Raw genomic sequence first — 17,096 nt, 5'->3', positions numbered from 1 at the left:
ATTGACTCCATGCCCCCGCCTGTGACGGCGTCCAGCATCTGAGAGGCTCGTCGGAGGAGGTGGGGGAATGAGAGGGGCCTTGCTCGCCCAGGCACAGGCGTGCGCCGACCTGGGGTCGCCGATGTACGCGGAGCTGCTCACCCGTGCCGCGGACGACCCGGGCGAGGCGGCCGCCGCGGTCCTTGGAGACCGCACCGGGCCCGGCTTCGTCCTCGGGATGCTGGGCACCGTGCACCGTCTCGTCCTGGAAGGGCGGGTGCCCGAGCTGGCCGCTCACTACCCGACCGCCGGCGGGACGGAGGACCCGCTGGAGGCATGGCCCGCCTTCCGGGACGTGCTGTCCGAGCACGCCGCGGAGATCCGGGAGGGGCTCACCGACCCGCCGCAGACCAACGAGGTCGGCCGGGCGGCCCCACTGGTCGGCGGTCTCCTCGCGGTCGCCGCGGCCACCGGGCTGCCGATCAGGCTGCTGGAGATCGGCGCGAGCGCGGGGCTGAACCTGCGCGCCGACCATTTCCGCTTCCTGCACGAGCACGGCGCGTACGGGCCGGAGTCGCCGGTCGTCCTGCCCGGCGCCTGGCGGGGTCTTCCTCCGGTGGACGCCCCGCTCGCCGTCACGGAGCGTCGAGGGTGCGACCCGAACCCGCTGGACGTGACGTTCCCGGAGGCGCGGCGGCGGCTCCTGTCCTACGTGTGGCCCGACCAGACGGCGCGGGTCGAGCGGCTGCGGGCGGCGTTCGAGGTGGCCGCGCGGGTTCCGGCGACGGTCGTGCGGGCGGGTGCGGCGGACTTCCTGGACGGTCTCGCCCCTGAGCGGGGCGTCGTGACGGTCGTGTGGCATTCGACGATGCGCGCGTACCTGTCGGGAGAGGAGGGCGCCCGGGTCGACCGGCACATCGAGGCGGCGGGCGCGGCCGCCACCGCCGGCGCGCCCGTGGCCCACCTGTCGTTCGAGGGACGCGACGCCTCCCGGCTCGACGCCGCCCAGGTCGTGGCGCTGCGGATCTGGCCGGGCGGGGAGCGCCGGATCCTCGGCGAGGGCCCGTCGCACGGCCTGCCCACGACCTGGCTCTAGGCGATCTCCCGCCAGTCGAGGACGGGCGCGGCCAGGTCCCGGACGGCGGCGAGGAAGCCGAGCCGGTTGGCGCGGCGGGCCGGGTCCTCGTCCATGACCATCACGTCGTCGAAGTAGGTGTCGATGGGGGCGACGAGGGCGGCCGCGGCCGCGGAGAACTCCGGGAGGGCCGGGCGTGCGGGCAGCTCGGCCCGGACACGCGAGAACGCCTCTTCCAGGACCTGCTCCGCGGGCTCGGTGAACAACGCCGGGTCGTAGCCGGCGTCCGTCCCGTCCGGGACGATCCGCAGGACGCGCTGCAACGCCGTCGTGAGCCGCTCGAACCGTGACGACCGCAGAAGGTTCGCCAGGTCGGCGGCGGCCTGGGCGGCGTGGGCGGGCGCACCGGCGTGCGGGAGGACGGCCCTGACGATGTTCACGGGATGCCCCTCGTCCAGGAGGTTCTGTTCGAGGCGCCTCGCGACGAACCGCCCGGCCTCCGCGAGCGCCTCGGGCGGGACCTCGACGGGCTGGTGCCGGGCGGCGAGGGCGAGGCCGTCCCCGACCGTGACGGGCGCGAGGCGCGGGACGTCCCGCAGGATCGCGGTGAGGGCGAGCGCGGCCCGCCGCATGCCGAACGGGTCGGAGCTGCCCGTCGGAGCGGACCCGACGGCGAACAGCCCGGCCAGAAGGTCGAGCCGGTCGGCGACGGCGAGGACCGCGCCGGGCAGGCTGCCGGGCAGGGCGCCGCCGGCCGCGCGAGGCAGCTCCATCTCGTACAGGGCCTGCGCGACGGCGTCGTCCTCGCCGGCGCGGCGGGCGTATTCGCCCGCCATGGTCCCGGCGAGGCTCGACAGCTCGATGACCATGGACGAGGCCAGGTCGAACTTGGCCAGCCCGGCGGCGCGGCGGATCGTGTCCCGCTCCCCCGCGGCCGGGTCGAGGCGGTCGGCCAGCTCGGCGGCGATCGCGGCGATGCGCGCCGACCGGTCGGCCATCGACCCGAGGCGCTCGGTGAACGTGAGCCTGGCGAGCCCCTCCTTGATCTGCGCAGGTGTACTCCGCAGGTCCTGCTGGTAGAAGAACGCGGCGTCCTCGTAGCGTGCGCGCAGGACCGCCTCGTTCCCGGCCCGGACGGCGTCGTGGTCGCATTCGCCGTTGGCGACCGTGACGAAGTGCGGGAGAAGCCGACCGGTGGACGCCCGCACCGGCAGGTACCGCTGGTGCTTGCGCATGACCGTGGTGAGGATCTCCTCGGGCAGCTCAAGGTACTTCTCGTCGAACGAGCCGAGGATGGTCACGGGCTCCTCGGCCAGGTCGACGATCTCCTCGACGAGGTCCTGCTCGCCGGCGAAGTCGATCGTCCCGCCAAGCCGCCGTGCGAGCGCGCCCGCGTCCTCGACGATGCGGGACCGCCGCCGCGACGGCTCGGGCTCGATCCCGTGCTCGCGGAGCGTCGTGACAAGGGACGAGGCGTCCACGACCTCGACGAGCGGCGTTTCCGCCGTGCGGTGGACGCGGGTCGTGCGGCCGGCGGTGATGCCGGAGACGGTGAACGGTATCTCCGCGCCGTCCAGCAGGGCGAGCAGCCAGCGGATCGGGCGGGCGAACGACAGGCCGGGCGCGTTCCACCGCATGTTCTTCCCGGCGCGGAGCCCGGCGACGATGTCCGGCAGCAGCTCGGCCAGGACCTCGGCGGCGGGGCGTCCCACCACCTTCCGGATGTACCCGGCGTACTCCCCGCCCGGCAGGGTGATCCGCTGGACGTCCTCCACCGCGATGCCCTGGCCGCGCGCGAACCCCTGCAACGCCCGCGTCGGCTCCCCGGACGCGTCGTAGGCGGCGGCGAGCCGCGGGCCCTTCACCATCTGCTCGGTGTCGGGCTCGCGCGGCTCCAGGTCACGGACGACCGCGATGATCCGGCGGGGCGTGGCGCACGTGTCGAGCGAGGACGCGTCCGTGATCAGCCCGGCCTCCTCCAGCCCTGCCAGCAGGCGTTCCGCCACCTGCGACGCCGTCCGGGCCACCTCGTGCGGCGGGAGCTCCTCGACACCGATCTCCAGCGCGAACGAGCCGGCCGTGGTGAGGTCCGGCAGAACGCCCCGCCCGGCGTCGGCGAGGCGGGGCGCGGCGTCGCCGAGGGGATGCCCCAGCTCGGCACGGCGCTCCACCCACAGCGCGGCGACCTCGTGGGCGAGGCCGCGCATCCGGGCGAACGCGCGGGCGCGCTCGGTCGTGCCGACGGCCCCGCGCGCGTCCAGGACGTTGAACGCGTGCGAGCACTTCAGCATGTAGGAGTGGGCGGGGACGGGCAGCCGGGCGTCGAGCATCCGCCGCGCCTCGGCCGCGTAGGACTCGAACAGCTCCCGGTTCGTCGCGATGTCGGCGTCGTCCAGGTAGTAGCGGCTCATCTCGTACTCGGCCTGCCCGAACGCCTCGCCATAGGAGATGCCGGGGGCGTACGCGATGTCCTTGAAATGGGAGACGCCCTGGAGCGCCATCAGGATGCGTTCCATCCCGTAGGTGATCTCGACCGACACCGGATCGAGGGTCAGCCCGCCCGACTGCTGGAAGTAGGTGAACTGGGTGATCTCCAGGCCGTCGAGCCAGACCTCCCAGCCGAGCCCCCACGCGCCGAGCGCGGGCGACGCCCAGTCGTCCTCGACGAACCGGACGTCGTGCGCGCGCAGGTCGATCCCGAGTGCGGTGAGGCTGCCGAGGTAGAGCTCCTGCGCGTCGCCCGGCTCCGGTTTGAGGATCACCTGGAACTGGGTGTGGGTCTGCAGCCGGTTCGGGTTGTCGCCGTACCGGGAGTCGTCGGGGCGGACGCTCGGCTCGGTGTAGGCGACCCGCCACGGCTCCGGCCCGAGGACGCGCAGCGCGGTGGCCGGGTTGAGCGTGCCCGCGCCGACCTCGGTGTTCATCGGCTGCGCGACGAGGCAGCCCCGTCCCGCCCAGTACCCGGTGAGCCGGATGAGCGCGTCCTGCATGGTCAGCACGGAATTCTCCAAACGGGATCGGGCGGCCTCAAGCCTGCAAGCGTCAGCGCCCGAGACCTCGCTGGATCGCCGCCCGCACCGGAGACGATTCGGGGAGCGGCCCCGACGGGAGCAGCGGGGGCTGCGCCATGAACTTGACCTCCGTGCCGCGGTGCGGCTGCGCCGCGTGCACGAGGAACGGATGACACAGGTAGACGTCCCCGGCCCGGCCGGTGGCGAACGCGACGGGACGGTGTTCGGACGCCGGAACGGCCTTCCCGGCGAGATCCATCATGCCGAGCCCGGAGTCGCCCTCGGGTTCCAGGATCGGCGGAACGTCCAGATGGGAGCCGACCCGGATGCGCGTGGGCGCGTCGTCCTCGCCCACGTCGGAGAACAGGAACAACATCAGCAGCGCGCGGCCCCTGGAGGCCAGGTTCACCCGCCACTTCATGAAGTCGGACGGTTCGTCGCCGGGGAAGCTCGCGTCGATGTGCCAGCCGTCGTCGCCCGGCGGCTCGTCTCTGGGGAACCGGACCGGGAACGTGCCGAGGCTGCCGCGGGGCAGCCAGGCGCCCTTCCCGACGGCCGCGTCGAACGCGGCGTGCAGGCGGGGCGTGTTCACGGCGGCCCGGAACGGCTCCTGCGGGTAGTCGCCGAGCCGGACGACCGGCCGCGTCCAGGTCGAGCGGTCACCGGGGTCGCAGCCGGTGTCCCGCCAGAGGATCTCGCGGCCCTGCTCGGCCAGTTCCCGGGGGAAGGCCTCCTCGACGCGGACGAAACCGTCGGCGATGAAGGCGTCAACGTCGATCATGACGCCAGGGTGCCAAGACGGGCGCGGCGGACGCGAGCGATTTACCGGCGCCCGGTCACCTGCGCACGACGTTCAGCTCGACGCCGCCGACGATGCGGCCGCGCAGCACTTCGGCGAGCCGGTCGGACACCCGCTGCACGGTGCGGCGCTCGTCGTGGCCGGGGACGACGGCGAACCGGACGGCGACCTCGGCGGACGTGCCCTCGGTCACGCGGACGCCGCTGACGGACTGGTCGGAACCGAACGCCGCCTCGACGGCCGCGAGGATGTCGGGGTCCTCGTGCGGCGGCGGGATGGGGCGGCCCTCGGCCAGCAGGTGCAGGCGCAGGCCGTCCACGGCGAACGGGACGGGACCCGCCACGTCCACGACCAGGGCGTCGGCGCCCTCGTCCAGGGTGGCGCGGCACGCGTCGCCGCCGCGGACCGTCACGGGCCGGGCGTCGGCGCGCCACGCCTTCATCGTCTCGCCGCAGGTGAACGCGAGCACCCCGCGTCGCCCGTCGTCGCCGATCAGGGTGGGCAGCGCCATGTCGCTCGACTTCTCCCGGCGCGGCTCGCCGGGGGCGACGTCCTCCTCCTCGGTGAGGACGGCGACGACGGGGACGAGGAGCCGCGCGCCCTGCAGCCGCCGCAGCACCGTGTGGGCGCCGACGCGGCCGGACGCGTACCCGGCGAGCGCCTCGCACAGCCGGGGGTCGGCGCTCCCGTCGTCCCCGGGGAACTGTGGTTCGGGAATGGTCAGTCCGGACACGGCAGGAAGGCTATAGCCTCCGGCGACCGCGGGGGGCGACTATCCGGATACTCTCCGCTTTCCGACGGGCGCCGGTCGGCATCAGCCGAGATCGGCGATGGCCGCGACGGTGCCGCCACCGGACGGCCCCTGGTGGACGGCCGCGACCGACACGAACACCGCCGGGTCGCCGGTGACGGACGCGGCGACGCCGCCGACGCACGCCTTGATCTGCCGGTGCCAGTGCACGTCGGAGTCGTCCAGCATGATGTTGCGGCGTCCGCGGACCGAGCCGGTCGGGTCGGCCTCGCACTTGATGAAGACGTTCACGAGCCGGTCACCGAGGTCGGAGGTGCGGGGCCGGCCGGGCAGGTCGAGGCCCGCCGTCCTGATCGCGTCCCAGATGCCGTCGGCGTCGAGGGCGTCCTTCATCACACCGTGCCCGGCCCGGTACCGGCCGCCGATGCCGCGGACGTTGCCGACGACGACGATCTGCGCCCGGTCCAGTTCCACCCCGGACGAGCAGGACGCCACCGACGAGTACAGCGACAGGTCCTTGTGGATCCGCTCCGCGGACGGCGTCTCGATCTCGCCGAGCGCGACGGCGATGCCGAGCGCGGTCGTGGAGTTGGAGATGTCCATCGACTTGAGGGTGTCCTCGGTGACGACGCCGCGGCCGCGCGACCTGGCGTCGTTGATCGTGTCGAGGGTGAGCAGCGGCGTCTTGGTCTGGACGTAGTGGACGTCCGCGGGGTCGTCGATCCCGGCGGTCTTCATGGCCTCGCGGACCCCGGCGGCGACCGTCTCGACCATCGCGGGCCGGCCGATGTCCTCGGGCAGGATGATGTCGCTCATCGCGACGCCGACCGAGAGCCGCGGCTCGTCCGACCTCGGCGCGTTCGCCGGATCGACGGTGGCGAACACGGTCGCGTGCGGGCTGAGCACCCCGTCGGTCCCGCCGGACCACACCAGCGGGACGCGCGCCACCTCGTCCGCGGGCCGGGTGCCCTTGGTGACGAGGACCTCGCGGAACGCCCGGTCGGCCAGCAGCCGGGTGTAGTCGTTCACCCCGCCGTTGCCCTCGGTCTTGCCGACCACGGCGAGGACCCGGTCGGCCTCCAGCACGCCGTCGTCGATCAGCCGGGCCAGCCCGGACGCGTCGGTCACGCTCTCGATGGGGATCTTGCGGACTTCGATCGGATCGGGCACGTCATCGCTCCTCAGCTGCTCTGCTCATCGGTCTCTACCCCGGGTCACGCCTCCACGACCGTCCCGGCCACGCCGTGCGCGGCGTCGCCGAGCCGGGCCAGCGACGCGATCGCCGCGCGCCGCCCGCCGGCGGCGACGAACCGCACCACCGCCTCGACCTTGGGACCCATGCTTCCCCCGGCGAAGTGCCCGGCGGCGGCCAGCGCCGCCAGCTCCGCCGCCGTCGTGCGGCGCAGGGGGCGGGCCAGCGGCGTCCCGAACCCGGTCATCGCGTTCTCGACGTCGGTGGCGATCACGAGGGTGGTCGCGCCGAGGCGCCGGGCCAGCAGCTGCGCCGCGAGGTCCTTGTCGACGACGGCCTCGACGCCGCGCAGCGTCCCGTCCGCCCGGACGACGGGCGCTCCCCCGCCGCCCGCGGCGACCACGACGTGCCCGGCCTCCAGCAGGACGGCCGCCGCGTCGGCGTCCAGGATCTCCAGCGGTTCCGGCGAGGCGACGACGCGCCGCCAGCCCCGCTCCCCGAACCGTTTCCACGCCTGGCCGAGCGCCATCGACCGGCGTGCCTCCTCCTCGGGGAAGTAGCGGCCGATCGGCTTGGCGGGCGCGTCGAACCCGGGGTCGGACGCGTCCACCAGCGTCCGCGTCACGACCGTGGACACCGGGCGGGCGGCGCCCCGCGCGCACAGCGCCCGCTCCAGCGCGTTCATGACCATCACGCCGACGGTGGCCTGGGTCTGCGCGCCGCACCAGTCCAGCGGGACGGGCGGCACCACGCCCGCCGCCAGCTGGTTCTTGATCAGCAGATTGCCGACCTGCGGCCCGTTCCCGTGCGTGAGCGCGACCCGCGCGCCCGCCGCGACCAGCTCCGCGACGGGAGCCATCGCGGCCTCGATCGCCGCCGCCTGGGCGTCCGGGGTGGCGCTGCCGTCCGGTGCGGTCATGGCGTTGCCGCCGAGCGCGATCAGGATCCGCTCGCCGCTGAGCGTCCCCCCGCCGTTCCAGGTCACGGACGGACGCTAACCCGCGCGAAGGGCGGCGCTCATGGGCGAAATCCGCCCAACGAGCGCCGCTTCTTCGGCAGTTTCTAGAGGCGTGCGCCGAGCGCGCCGACCCATCCCATCTTCTCGTAGGTGGTCACGCCGGCCCCGTATCCGGACTCCCACACCCCGAATTCGAGCAGGTCGGCGGTCTTCGCCGAGATGACCAGCCGGGACTCGGTCGCGTTCGCGCCGCCGTCCGGGGCCTCCTTCACGGTGACCGCCATGCCGGGACGGCCGAGCCGGTCCGTCGTCCTGCCGGCCATCCGGATCCCCGGCTGACCGGCGAGGACCTTGAACAGCGCCGACTTGGTACCGGGCGTGATCGGCCCGGCGAGCAGGTCGCGCGCCGTCTCCCAGAGGTAGACCGTGAACGTGCCCGTGAACGGGTTCTCGGAGTCCTTCAGGTCACGCGCGTAGCGGTCGCGCAGCACCGCCTGCAGGCGCCCGGCGTCCGTGGGCAGGGCCGCAAGCTCCTTGAAGGAGACCTCGTCATTGCCGATGGACGGCCGCGACGGCCCCTCCCAGATCCGCTTCTCGTTCGAGCCGGAGACGAGGCGGGGAGAGCCGTCCTTGCGCCAGCCGGCCTCGTCCCCGGCGGTCGGGAAGACGAGCTTCTCCGGGCCGCTGATCTTGCGTCCCTTGCCCTGGTCGCGCGCGAGCCACATCTCGCCGGGGGTCTCGATGGAGGCCCGGTAGGAGATCTTCTTCTTCACCTTGCGGGCGTCCGGCCCCTTGCCGACGACGACCGTGCGGTACCCGCCGACCTCGCCCGACGTCCGCTGCCGGTTGTACCAGTAGCGGCCGGTCGCGGCCGGGGCCTTGGCCGCGGCCGTGGCGCTGGCCAGCAGGAACGTGCGCGCGTCGACGGCCTCCCGCCCCGCCGCGGGCGGCCGGGACGCGGGCTCGCCCCCGTTCGCGAGCACGACGGTCCCGGCCGCGGCGCAGGCCGCGGCCGCCACCCCGGCGACGAGCAGCACGGGCCGGCGAGCGCGGCGGCGGCGCGCGGCGGGGGCGTGCATGGCTCGCGCGAGGTCGCCGTCGCGGCGGCGCGCATGGGCGTCGCCGGCCAGCTCGTCCAGCGCGGCGGGCTTCAGCTCGCGGAAGATCGTGTCGGCGTCCTTCATCTTCTCTCCGGTTGTCATCGGGCCGCCTCCTCGGCGACCGGGGCGGGACGGGCCGGGGCCGCGGCGCCCGCGGCGCCCGCGGCGTCCAGGGCGCGGGCCAGGCGTTTGCGGGCCCGGTGCAGCCGGACGGCGAAGGCGGGCACCGAGCAGCCCATGACCTTCGCCGCCTGCCGGGGGTCGAGGCCGTGCCAGTTGACGAGCGCGAGGATCTCCAGGTCGCGCTCGGCCAGCGCGGCGATGGCGGACAGCGCGGTCTCGCGTTCGATCACGTGCTCGGCGACGTCCCACGCGGCGAGATCGCCCGCCGTGGTCAGCGCCCGGATCCGCTCGGCGAGGGCGCGGCCGCGGTTGCCCCGGTCGCGCTGCTTGTGCAGCAGGTTGCGGGCCACTCCGAGCAGCCACGGCAGGGCCGGGTCGCGGACGTCGTCCAGCCGCCGCCAGGCGATCAGGAACGTCTCGCCGGCGATGTCCTCGGCCGTGTGCGGCTCGGCATGGGTGAGCGCGTACGCGAGGACGCGCCGGTGGTTCTCGTCGTACAGGCGGGTGAACCGTGTTTCGGGATCATCCACGAAGAACCTCCCGTCGGGGTCGGTTGTCGTGGAGTAATCCCGAAGCGGCGGATCCGTTTACAGGCGGCTGCCGGTTTTCTCAGCCGAGGCGGGCGAGGCGTTCCACGGCCTCGTCGATGACCGCGTCCTTCTTGCAGAACGCGAACCGGACGAAATGCGCGCCCGCCTCGGCGTGGTCGTAGAAGACCTGAGTCGGGATGGCGACGACGCCCGCCTTCTCCGGCAGGGCCCGGGCCAGCTCCCTGCCGTCGGTGAACCCGAGCGGCCGGATGTCGGCCTGCACGAAGTACGTCCCCTGCGGCCGGTAGGTGGCGAACCCGGCCGCCTCAAGGCCGGTGATGAGACGGTCCCGCTTGGCCTGGAGCGATTTGCGCAGCTCCTCCACCCACGGGATCTCGTTGCGCAGCGCGTACGCGGCAGCGCGCTGGTAGGGCGCGCTGACCGCGTAGGTGAGGAACTGCTTCACGGTCTGGACGGCCCGGACGTACGGTGCGGGCGCGGTCACCCAGCCGGTCTTCCATCCGGTGACGGAGAACGACTTGCCCGCGGACGAGACCGACACCGTCCGCTCGCGCATGCCGTCGAGCGTCGCCAGGGGGATGTGCTCGGTCTCGTCGAACGTCAGGTACTCGTACACCTCGTCGGTGATCGCGACGAGGTCGTGCTCGCGGCAGACGTCCGCGATGGTCTCCAGCTCGGCGCGCGTGAACACGGTGCCCGCCGGGTTGTGCGGCGAGTTCACCAGGATCGCGCGGGTTCGCGGCCCGACGGCGGCGCGCAGCTCGTCCGGGTCGAAGGTGAAGCGTCCCTCCGCGGGCCGCAGCGTGACGGGCCTGCGCACCGCCCCGGCGAGCGCGATCACGGCGGCGTAGGAGTCGTAGTACGGCTCGAACACGATGACCTCGTCGCCCGGGCCCGCCAGCGACAGCACCGACGCCGCGATCCCCTCGGTCGCCCCGACGGTCACGAACACCTCGGCCGCCGGGTCGTACTCCAGCCCGTACCGCTCCAGCCGCTGCGCCGCCACCGCCTCCCGGAGCTCCGGCAGCCCCGGACCGGGTGGATACTGGTTGCCGCCCGAGCGGATCGCCTCGACCGCCGTGTCCAGCACCCCGGCCGGGCCGTCCTCGTCCGGAAAGCCCTGGCCCAGATTGATGGAGCCGGTCTGGAGGGCGAGAGCCGACATCTCCGCGAAGATCGTCTCACCGAAACCCTGCATGCGCTCGACCAGTGGCTCACTCACGCCACAAGATTAGACGCCCGCCCGCCCCGCGGGCCTGGCGCGGTCAGATCCAGCCCCAGTCAGATCCAGCCCATTTCGCGGGCGGCCTGGAAGGCGGCGGCGCGGTTGGACTCGCCGAGCTTGGCCATGGCGGTGGAGAGGTAGTTGCGGACGGTGCCCTCGGACAGGTGCAGCCGGGTCGCGATGCGGGCGGTCTCGGTTCCGGTGCCGGTGAGGCGGAGGATCTCGCGTTCGCGCGCGGTGAGCGGGTTGTCGCCGGCGGCCATCGCGCCGGCGGCGAGTTCGGCGTCCAGGTAGCGGCCGCCGCCGTGGATCTTGCGGATGGCGGCGGCGAGTTCCTGGGTGGGGGCGTCCTTGGCGACGAAGCCGCGGACGCCGGCGGCCATGGCGCGGCGCAGGTAGCCGGGGCGGCCGAAGCTCGTGAGGATGCAGACGGCGCAGCGGGCCCCGGACGCGTTCAGCTCTTCGGAGACTGTGAGGCCGTCCGCGCCCGGCATCTCGATGTCGAGGACGGCCACGTCCGGGTCGTGTTCGGCGACCGCGGCGGCGACCTCGTCGCCGCGGCCGGCCTCGGCGACGATCTCCAGGTCGGGTTCGAGGCCGAGCAGGGCGGCGACGGCGCCGCGGATGAGGTGTTCGTCGTCGGCCAGCAGGACGCGGATCACGTGTGCCTCCCCGCCGCGACGGCCTCGCCGGACTCCGCCCCGTCCGCGCTCGGGAGCGGGACGGTGGCGCGCAGCAGGAACCCGTCGCGGCCGTGCCGCCCGGCGCTGATCTCGCCGCCGAGCACGGCGACGCGCTCGGTGAGCCCGGTCAGCCCGGAGCCCGCGGCGGTCTGCGCGCCGCGCACGCCGTCGTTGCGCATCTCCATCACCACGGAGTCACCGTAGAGGGTGAGCGTGATCGCGCAGTGCCGGGCCTCGCTGTGCTTGATCACATTGGTGGCGCCCTCGCGGATCACCCAGGCGAGCACCGAGCGGACCTCCGGCGGCGGTCCGTCCGGGAACTCGCCGATCTCGCAGCGCACGCCCGCGGCCTCCAGCACGGCCCGCACCCCGGCCAGCTCGGCGTCCAGTTCGACGGCCCGGTAGCCGCGGACGGCGGCGCGGACCTCGCGCAGGGCGTTCCGGGCGGCGCGCTGGACGTCGGCCATCTCGGCGTGCGCCCGGTCCGGGTCGTCGTGCGCCGTCCGCATGGCCAGCTCGCTCTTCACCGCGATGAGGGACAGGCTGTGGCCGAGCAGGTCGTGCAGGTCGCGGGAGAAGCGGAGCCGCTCCTCGGTCACCGCGAGCCTGGCCATGGCGTCGCGGGCCGCGTGGGACTCCTGGTGCAGGTCCCACATGCGCCGCTGGTACCGGTTGACGAACACGACGAACCCGCATGTCGCGGTGTAGATGACGAGCAGGACCGGGAAGAGCGCGTACCAGGGCGCGTCGCCGTCGGGGTAAAGGTGTTCCGCGGCGAATGTGGCGACCGCCCCGCAGTAGGCCCCGGTCCCCGCGCACAGCGCGATGATCTGCCTGCGGCCCAGCGGGGAGAGCACCACGGCGGAGATCCAGAAGACGGGGATGACGCTGAACCACGGGCTGGTGAGCAGCATCAGGCTGAGCGCACCGGCGACGACGCCGCTGACCACGATGTCGCGCAACGGCGCGCCACCGTCCAGGCCCGCCCGGACGAGCCGCGCGTAGTACCAGGTGAGCAGGGTGAGTCCCGTGACCACCGCGGCGACGAGGGGCACGCCGCCGTCGCCTTCGCTGTAGGCGGTCGCGAGCCCGCCGAGGCTCGGCGCGATGAAGCCGAAGGCGGCGATGAGGAACGAGCGGTAGGTCACCCGCCGGTAGCGCTCCAGCCGGCGGCCGGCCTGTTCCTCGATGTCCGCCGTCGTCGCGACCGTCATGTCCTTGTCCCTCCCGGCATCGCACTGTAATCGGTGGCGCTCAGGCGTGCCGCGGTTCCCAGCGGAACCAGCGGGCGGCGAGAGCGCGGCCGAGCGCCGCCCAGAAGACCAGGACGAGGAACGACCGGATGCAGGAGAGCCAGCCTTCGGCGAGGCCGACGGACGGGTGGCCGGCCCGCTGGACGAAGTCCTGGCCGAAGTAGCCGGTCCGGACGATCTCCACGACCGGGCTGAGCGGGACGAACCGGCAGATCTCCTGGAGCCACCCGGGCAGGCCGTCCATCGGGAACATCACGCCGGCGCCGAGCATGCACCCGAACATGATCGGCAGGACGGTCAGCTGCGCGAGTTCGGCGTTCGGGGTGATCCCGGACACCGCGAACGCCAGCGTCGCGAACACCGCGACGCCGCCCGCGAGCCCGGCCAGCATCAGGACCGGGTCGGCGGGGAGCCGGCCGCCCATCGCCGCTCCCAGCACCGCGAGCAGCGCGATCGCCTGCACGGTGTACATCGCGGTCGCGGTGAGGATGCTGCCGCCCGTGATCTCCGCGTCCGACAGGGCGGTGCCGCGCATCCGCTTGAGCGTGCGGTCCTCGCGCCGGGCGGTGAACACGTTCACGAGGTTCATGAAGACGGCGAAGACGAGGAAGAACCCCAGATGACCCGTGCCCTGCAGGAGGGCGCCGTCCACTCCGTCGATCTCCTGGCCGCGCATGGGGACGAGCATGCCCGCGAACAGGATCGGCAGGCCGAAGACGGTGAACAGGGCGGTCCGGTTCCGCCAGAGCAGGGTGAGGTCGAGGCGGGCGACGCTGAGCATGGCGGAGGTCTTCACGGGGTCGCTCCTTCGGCGGTGCGGAGGAAGACGTCTTCGAGGGACGCGCTGCGCGCGGTCAGGCCGTCCAGCCGGACGCCCTTCCGGTCGGCCCAGCGCAGCAGCTCGTACAGGCCGTCTTGGAGACCGGCGCTCTCGACGGTGTAGGACGCGACGGCGCGGCCGCGGTCCACGGAGATGTCGGCGCGGGCGCCGTGCAGGCCGGGGAGTTCGGCGACCTGGAGCCGCTCGGGGAGCTGGAAGGTGACGCGGTCGCCGTACCCGGCGACGACGTCGGCGACCGTGCCGGACGCCTCGATCCGCCCGCGGTGCATGATCGCGAGGCGGTCGGCGAGGTGCTCGGCCTCCTCCAGGTAGTGGGTGGTGAGCAGGACGGTCGTGCCGCCGGCGACCACGTCCCGGACGGTGCGCCAGGTCGCCTGGCGGGCCTCGGGGTCCATGCCGCTCGTCGGCTCGTCCAGGAAGAGGACGGCGGGCCGGCCGAGCAGGGCGAGCGCGAGGTCGAGGCGGCGTTTCTGCCCGCCGGACAGCTGCCGCACGCGCACGCCGGCCTTGTCGGCCAGGCCCGCGATCGCGATGGCCTCGCCGCGGTCGCGGGCGGACGGGGTGAAGGCGCGCCAGTGCTCGACGGTCTCGGCGACGGTGAGGTCGGCGAAGAAGCCCCCGTCCTGGAGCATGATGCCGATGCGCGGCCGGACCTCCCGGCGTTCCCGGTGCGGGTCGTGGCCGAGGACGCGGACCGTGCCCTCGTGGACGGCCCGGTGTCCCTCCAGGGTTTCGAGCGTGGTCGTCTTCCCCGCGCCGTTGGTGCCGAGCAGCGCGAACAGCTCGCCCTCGCCGACCTCGAAGGAGATCCCGGCGACGGCCTCGAAGTCCCCGTACCGCTGCCGCAGCCCGTCCACGCGGATGGCCGAGTTCGTTTCCATGCCCCCAGCGTCGCGAGGACGGGCGTGTGCGGGTAGAAGCGCGTGTCACCGGTTCCGGCGGCGCCTGTCAGCCGATCGGCATGACACCTGTCATCCGGCGACGCTGACGACGTGCCGGATGGACGACGGGTCGCCCGCCACGTCGAGGAGGGCGGTGGCCAGGTCGGTGCGGGCGATGGACACACCGCCGAGGACGTTGCGGTCGGCCGCCTTCCGGTAGCGCCCGTTGCCCGGTCCGTTCGTCAGGCGGGGCGGGCGGACGATCGTCCAGGCGAGGCCGGAGTCGCGGGTGAGGGCCTCGGCGGCGCGCATGTCGGCGAAGGCGTGCTTGAGGAAGCGCTGCAGCAGCGGCTTGGCCACGAACCGGGTGAGGGGGTCGTCGCCCGGCCCGGCGTGGAGACCGGACGCGCTGGTGAGCACGAACCGTTCCGTCCCGGCGGCCGCCATCGCGGCGAGGATGCCGCGCGTGCTGTCCGCGCAGACGCTGGTCGGCCGGCCGCCGTCGCGGGTGCCGATGGCGGTGACGACCGCGTCGCGTCCCTTGACCGTCTCCTCGATCGCGCCCGGGTCCATGACGTCGGCCTGGACGACGTCGGCGCAGGCGCGCAGTTCGGCGGGCAGCCCGGCCTGGTCGCGGACGACGGCGGTCACCTCGTGCCCGGCGTCCAGGGCCCGCCTGACGGCGTGCACGCCGGTGCCGCCGGTCGCCCCGAAGATCGTGATCCTCATCGGGTTCCCCTTCCAAGGTGAGTGAATACTTACTAACCACTATCGTGGTGAGCATCCACTCACCTGTCAAGGGGGCCTCATTGAGCGCGCGCGAACGGATCCTGGACGCCGCGGCGGACATCATGCGGCGGCACGGGGTCGCCCGCGCCACCACCAAGGAGATCGCGAAGGCCGCCGGCTACTCCGAGGCACTGCTCTACAAGCACTTCCGGGACAAGGAGGAGCTGATGCTGAACGTCATCAAGGAGCGGATGCCGGCGTTCGCGAAGGCGTGCGTCCCGGGCGAGGGGTCCCTGGAGTCCAATCTCGTCACGATCGTCCATGGCGGGCTGCGCTTCTACCGGCAGGCGTTCCCGATGATGGCCTCGATGGTGGCGCAGCCGCGGCTGATGGTGGCGACCCGCGAGTCGCTGCGCAAGTACGGCGCGGGCCCGCAGGAACCGGTGCGCGCCCTCACCCGGTATCTGGACGCCGAGCGCGGCCTCGGCAGGGTCACGGCGGACGCCGACACCGCGGCGGTGGCGGCGCTGCTGATGGGCGCCTGTTTCCAGCAGGGGTTCCTGCACTACTTCGCCGAGGGCGACGGCGGCCCGGACCTGCCGGAGTCCGTGGCGCGGGACCTGGTCCGCCCCGTCCTCGCCGAACTGCTCCCCTAACGGCGCCGGTCGCGCGCACGGACGAAGTCGACGTCCTCCGGCTCGCGTCCCGGCCAGGTCAGCCGGGTGACCGCGGGCGGCGTCTCGGCGACGAGCCGGCCCCGCGCGACCACATGGCTCGGGCGGGTCTGCCGCCGGACGGCGTCGAACGGCGACGCGGCGGGCAGGACGACCAGGTTCGCGGGCCGGCCGGGCTCGACGCCGTACCCGTCGCCGAGGCCGAGCACCCTGGCGGCGCGCCCCGTCACCATGGCGAACGCCTCGTCGATCTCGGCGGCGCCGGTCAGCTGCGCGGCGGCGACGCCGGCCAGCGCGACCTGCAGCGGGGACGCGGTGCCGAGCGGGAACCACGGGTCCATGACGTCGTCGTGCCCGAACGCGACGTTCACCCCGGCGCCGAGCATCTCCTTGACCTGGGTGAGGCCGCGCCGCTTGGGATACGCGTCGAACCGGCCCTGCAGGCACAGGTTGGCGAGCGGGTTGCAGACGAGGTTGACGCCCGAGCGGGCGAGGATGCGCTGGAGCTTGTAGGAGTAGGCGCCGTTGTAGGAACCCATCGCCGTGGTGTGGGAGGCCGTGGCCCGGTCGCGGAGCCCGCCGCGCCGCGCGAGCGTGGCCAGCACCTCCACGAACCTGGACTGCTCGTCGTCGATCTCGTCGCAGTGCGCGTCGAGGCGCAGCCCGTACCGCTGCGCGATGCCGAACGCGATCTCCAGGGAGCGGACGCCGTCCTCGCGGGTGTCCTCGAAGTGCGGGATGGCGCCGACAGCGTCCACGCCGCGCTGGGCCGCCTCCTCCAGCAGCCCGGCGCCGTCGTCGAAGGAGCAGATGCCCTCCTGCGGGAACGCGACGATCTGGAGCCCGATGACGTCGGCGACCTGTTCGCGGACTTCGAGCATCGCGTCCAGCGCGACCAGCCCGGGGTCGGTGACGTCCACGTGGCTGCGCACGTGCAGGACGCCGTTGGCGGCGTACCAGCGCAGCACCTCCGACGCGCGGGACACGACGTCCTCGCGTGTGAGGGACGTCTTGCGCTCGCTCCAGACGGCGATGCCCTCCCACAGCGAACCGGACGCGTTCCAGCGCGGTTCACCGGCGGTCAGGGTCGTGTCGAGGTGGACGTGCGGCTCGACGAACGGCGGGGTGACGAGGTTTCCGGCGGCGTCGGCGAGCGCGTCGCCGGCGAGTTCCCCGGCGGGCGCGATGCGGCCGAAGCGGTCGCCGTCGATCTCGATGTCGTGCAGGCCGTCCCGGCCGATGAGCCGGGCGTTCGTCACGAGGCGCATGCG

At 73.6% G+C, this 17,096-nt stretch carries 16 protein-coding genes; 2 read left to right on the top strand and 14 right to left on the bottom strand.

Annotated features, from left to right (window positions below):
* Nucleotides 1-67 precede the first annotated feature (67 nt).
* Entirely contained in the window at nucleotides 68-1,075 is a 1,008-nt protein-coding gene (locus tag ACQPZP_RS16155) for a DUF2332 domain-containing protein (protein WP_433478429.1), read from the top strand.
* On the opposite strand, the gene ACQPZP_RS16150 is transcribed toward ACQPZP_RS16155, so the two are convergent.
* The 13 genes from ACQPZP_RS16150 to ACQPZP_RS16090 all read right to left on the bottom strand — a co-directional run bounded on the left by ACQPZP_RS16150 (nucleotide 1,072) and on the right by ACQPZP_RS16090 (nucleotide 15,151).
* Complete coding sequence (locus ACQPZP_RS16150) at nucleotides 1,072-4,044, bottom strand: glycine--tRNA ligase (RefSeq protein ID WP_433479618.1); 2,973 nt, start codon at nucleotides 4,042-4,044, stop codon at nucleotides 1,072-1,074. The genes ACQPZP_RS16155 and ACQPZP_RS16150 overlap by 4 nt on opposite strands.
* Before the next feature lie 52 nt (nucleotides 4,045-4,096).
* The gene (locus tag ACQPZP_RS16145) at nucleotides 4,097-4,846 is read right to left on the bottom strand and encodes a phytanoyl-CoA dioxygenase family protein (protein ID WP_433478428.1); all 750 of its coding nucleotides are present in this window, start codon (nucleotides 4,844-4,846) and stop codon (nucleotides 4,097-4,099) included.
* Between the two features lie 55 nt (nucleotides 4,847-4,901).
* Nucleotides 4,902-5,597, bottom strand: a complete 696-nt coding sequence (locus ACQPZP_RS16140; protein ID WP_433478427.1) for an SseB family protein — start codon at nucleotides 5,595-5,597, stop codon at nucleotides 4,902-4,904.
* Between the two features lie 81 nt (nucleotides 5,598-5,678).
* On the bottom strand, nucleotides 5,679-6,785 hold the full coding sequence (locus ACQPZP_RS16135) for a ring-opening amidohydrolase (RefSeq protein WP_433478426.1): 1,107 nt from the start codon (nucleotides 6,783-6,785) through the stop codon (nucleotides 5,679-5,681).
* A gap of 44 nt (nucleotides 6,786-6,829) precedes the next feature.
* Entirely contained in the window at nucleotides 6,830-7,792 is a 963-nt protein-coding gene (locus ACQPZP_RS16130) for a carbamate kinase (protein ID WP_433478425.1), read from the bottom strand.
* A gap of 77 nt (nucleotides 7,793-7,869) precedes the next feature.
* A complete protein-coding gene (locus tag ACQPZP_RS16125; protein ID WP_433478424.1) occupies nucleotides 7,870-8,967 on the bottom strand; it encodes a CU044_5270 family protein in 1,098 nt (365 codons plus the stop codon).
* Entirely contained in the window at nucleotides 8,964-9,518 is a 555-nt protein-coding gene (locus tag ACQPZP_RS16120) for an RNA polymerase sigma factor (protein WP_433478423.1), read from the bottom strand. The genes ACQPZP_RS16125 and ACQPZP_RS16120 overlap by 4 nt, the downstream gene beginning before the upstream one ends.
* A gap of 79 nt (nucleotides 9,519-9,597) precedes the next feature.
* Nucleotides 9,598-10,761 carry a pyridoxal phosphate-dependent aminotransferase gene (locus ACQPZP_RS16115; RefSeq protein WP_433478422.1) on the bottom strand — a complete coding sequence of 388 codons (1,164 nt, stop codon included), beginning with the start codon at nucleotides 10,759-10,761 and terminating at the stop codon, nucleotides 9,598-9,600.
* Nucleotides 10,762-10,820: 59 nt separating this feature from the next.
* Nucleotides 10,821-11,426, bottom strand: coding sequence for a response regulator (locus tag ACQPZP_RS16110; RefSeq protein WP_433478421.1), 606 nt, complete (start codon nucleotides 11,424-11,426; stop codon nucleotides 10,821-10,823).
* A complete protein-coding gene (locus ACQPZP_RS16105; RefSeq protein ID WP_433478420.1) occupies nucleotides 11,423-12,661 on the bottom strand; it encodes a sensor histidine kinase in 1,239 nt (412 codons plus the stop codon). The genes ACQPZP_RS16110 and ACQPZP_RS16105 overlap by 4 nt, the downstream gene beginning before the upstream one ends.
* A gap of 40 nt (nucleotides 12,662-12,701) precedes the next feature.
* Entirely contained in the window at nucleotides 12,702-13,496 is a 795-nt protein-coding gene (locus ACQPZP_RS16100; protein ID WP_433478419.1) for an ABC transporter permease, read from the bottom strand.
* Nucleotides 13,493-14,422 carry an ABC transporter ATP-binding protein gene (locus tag ACQPZP_RS16095; RefSeq protein ID WP_433478418.1) on the bottom strand — a complete coding sequence of 310 codons (930 nt, stop codon included), beginning with the start codon at nucleotides 14,420-14,422 and terminating at the stop codon, nucleotides 13,493-13,495. The genes ACQPZP_RS16100 and ACQPZP_RS16095 overlap by 4 nt, the downstream gene beginning before the upstream one ends.
* A 90-nt stretch (nucleotides 14,423-14,512) precedes the next feature.
* Complete coding sequence (locus ACQPZP_RS16090) at nucleotides 14,513-15,151, bottom strand: NAD(P)-dependent oxidoreductase (RefSeq protein ID WP_433478417.1); 639 nt, start codon at nucleotides 15,149-15,151, stop codon at nucleotides 14,513-14,515.
* An 80-nt stretch (nucleotides 15,152-15,231) separates the two neighbouring features.
* Between ACQPZP_RS16090 and ACQPZP_RS16085 the strand changes: the two genes are divergently transcribed.
* On the top strand, nucleotides 15,232-15,807 hold the full coding sequence (locus ACQPZP_RS16085; RefSeq protein WP_433478416.1) for a TetR/AcrR family transcriptional regulator: 576 nt from the start codon (nucleotides 15,232-15,234) through the stop codon (nucleotides 15,805-15,807).
* On the opposite strand, the gene codA is transcribed toward ACQPZP_RS16085, so the two are convergent.
* Nucleotides 15,804-17,093, bottom strand: coding sequence for a cytosine deaminase (gene codA, locus ACQPZP_RS16080; RefSeq protein WP_433478415.1), 1,290 nt, complete (start codon nucleotides 17,091-17,093; stop codon nucleotides 15,804-15,806). The two genes, ACQPZP_RS16085 and codA, sit on opposite strands and share 4 nt — an antisense overlap.
* Nucleotides 17,094-17,096: the final 3 nt, after the last annotated feature.

The organism is Spirillospora sp. CA-142024, from assembly GCF_050942325.1.
GTDB lineage: Bacteria > Actinomycetota > Actinomycetes > Streptosporangiales > Streptosporangiaceae > Spirillospora.
Note: the sequence above shows the minus strand (reverse complement) of the source record. Positions and strands in the feature narration are given on the sequence as shown.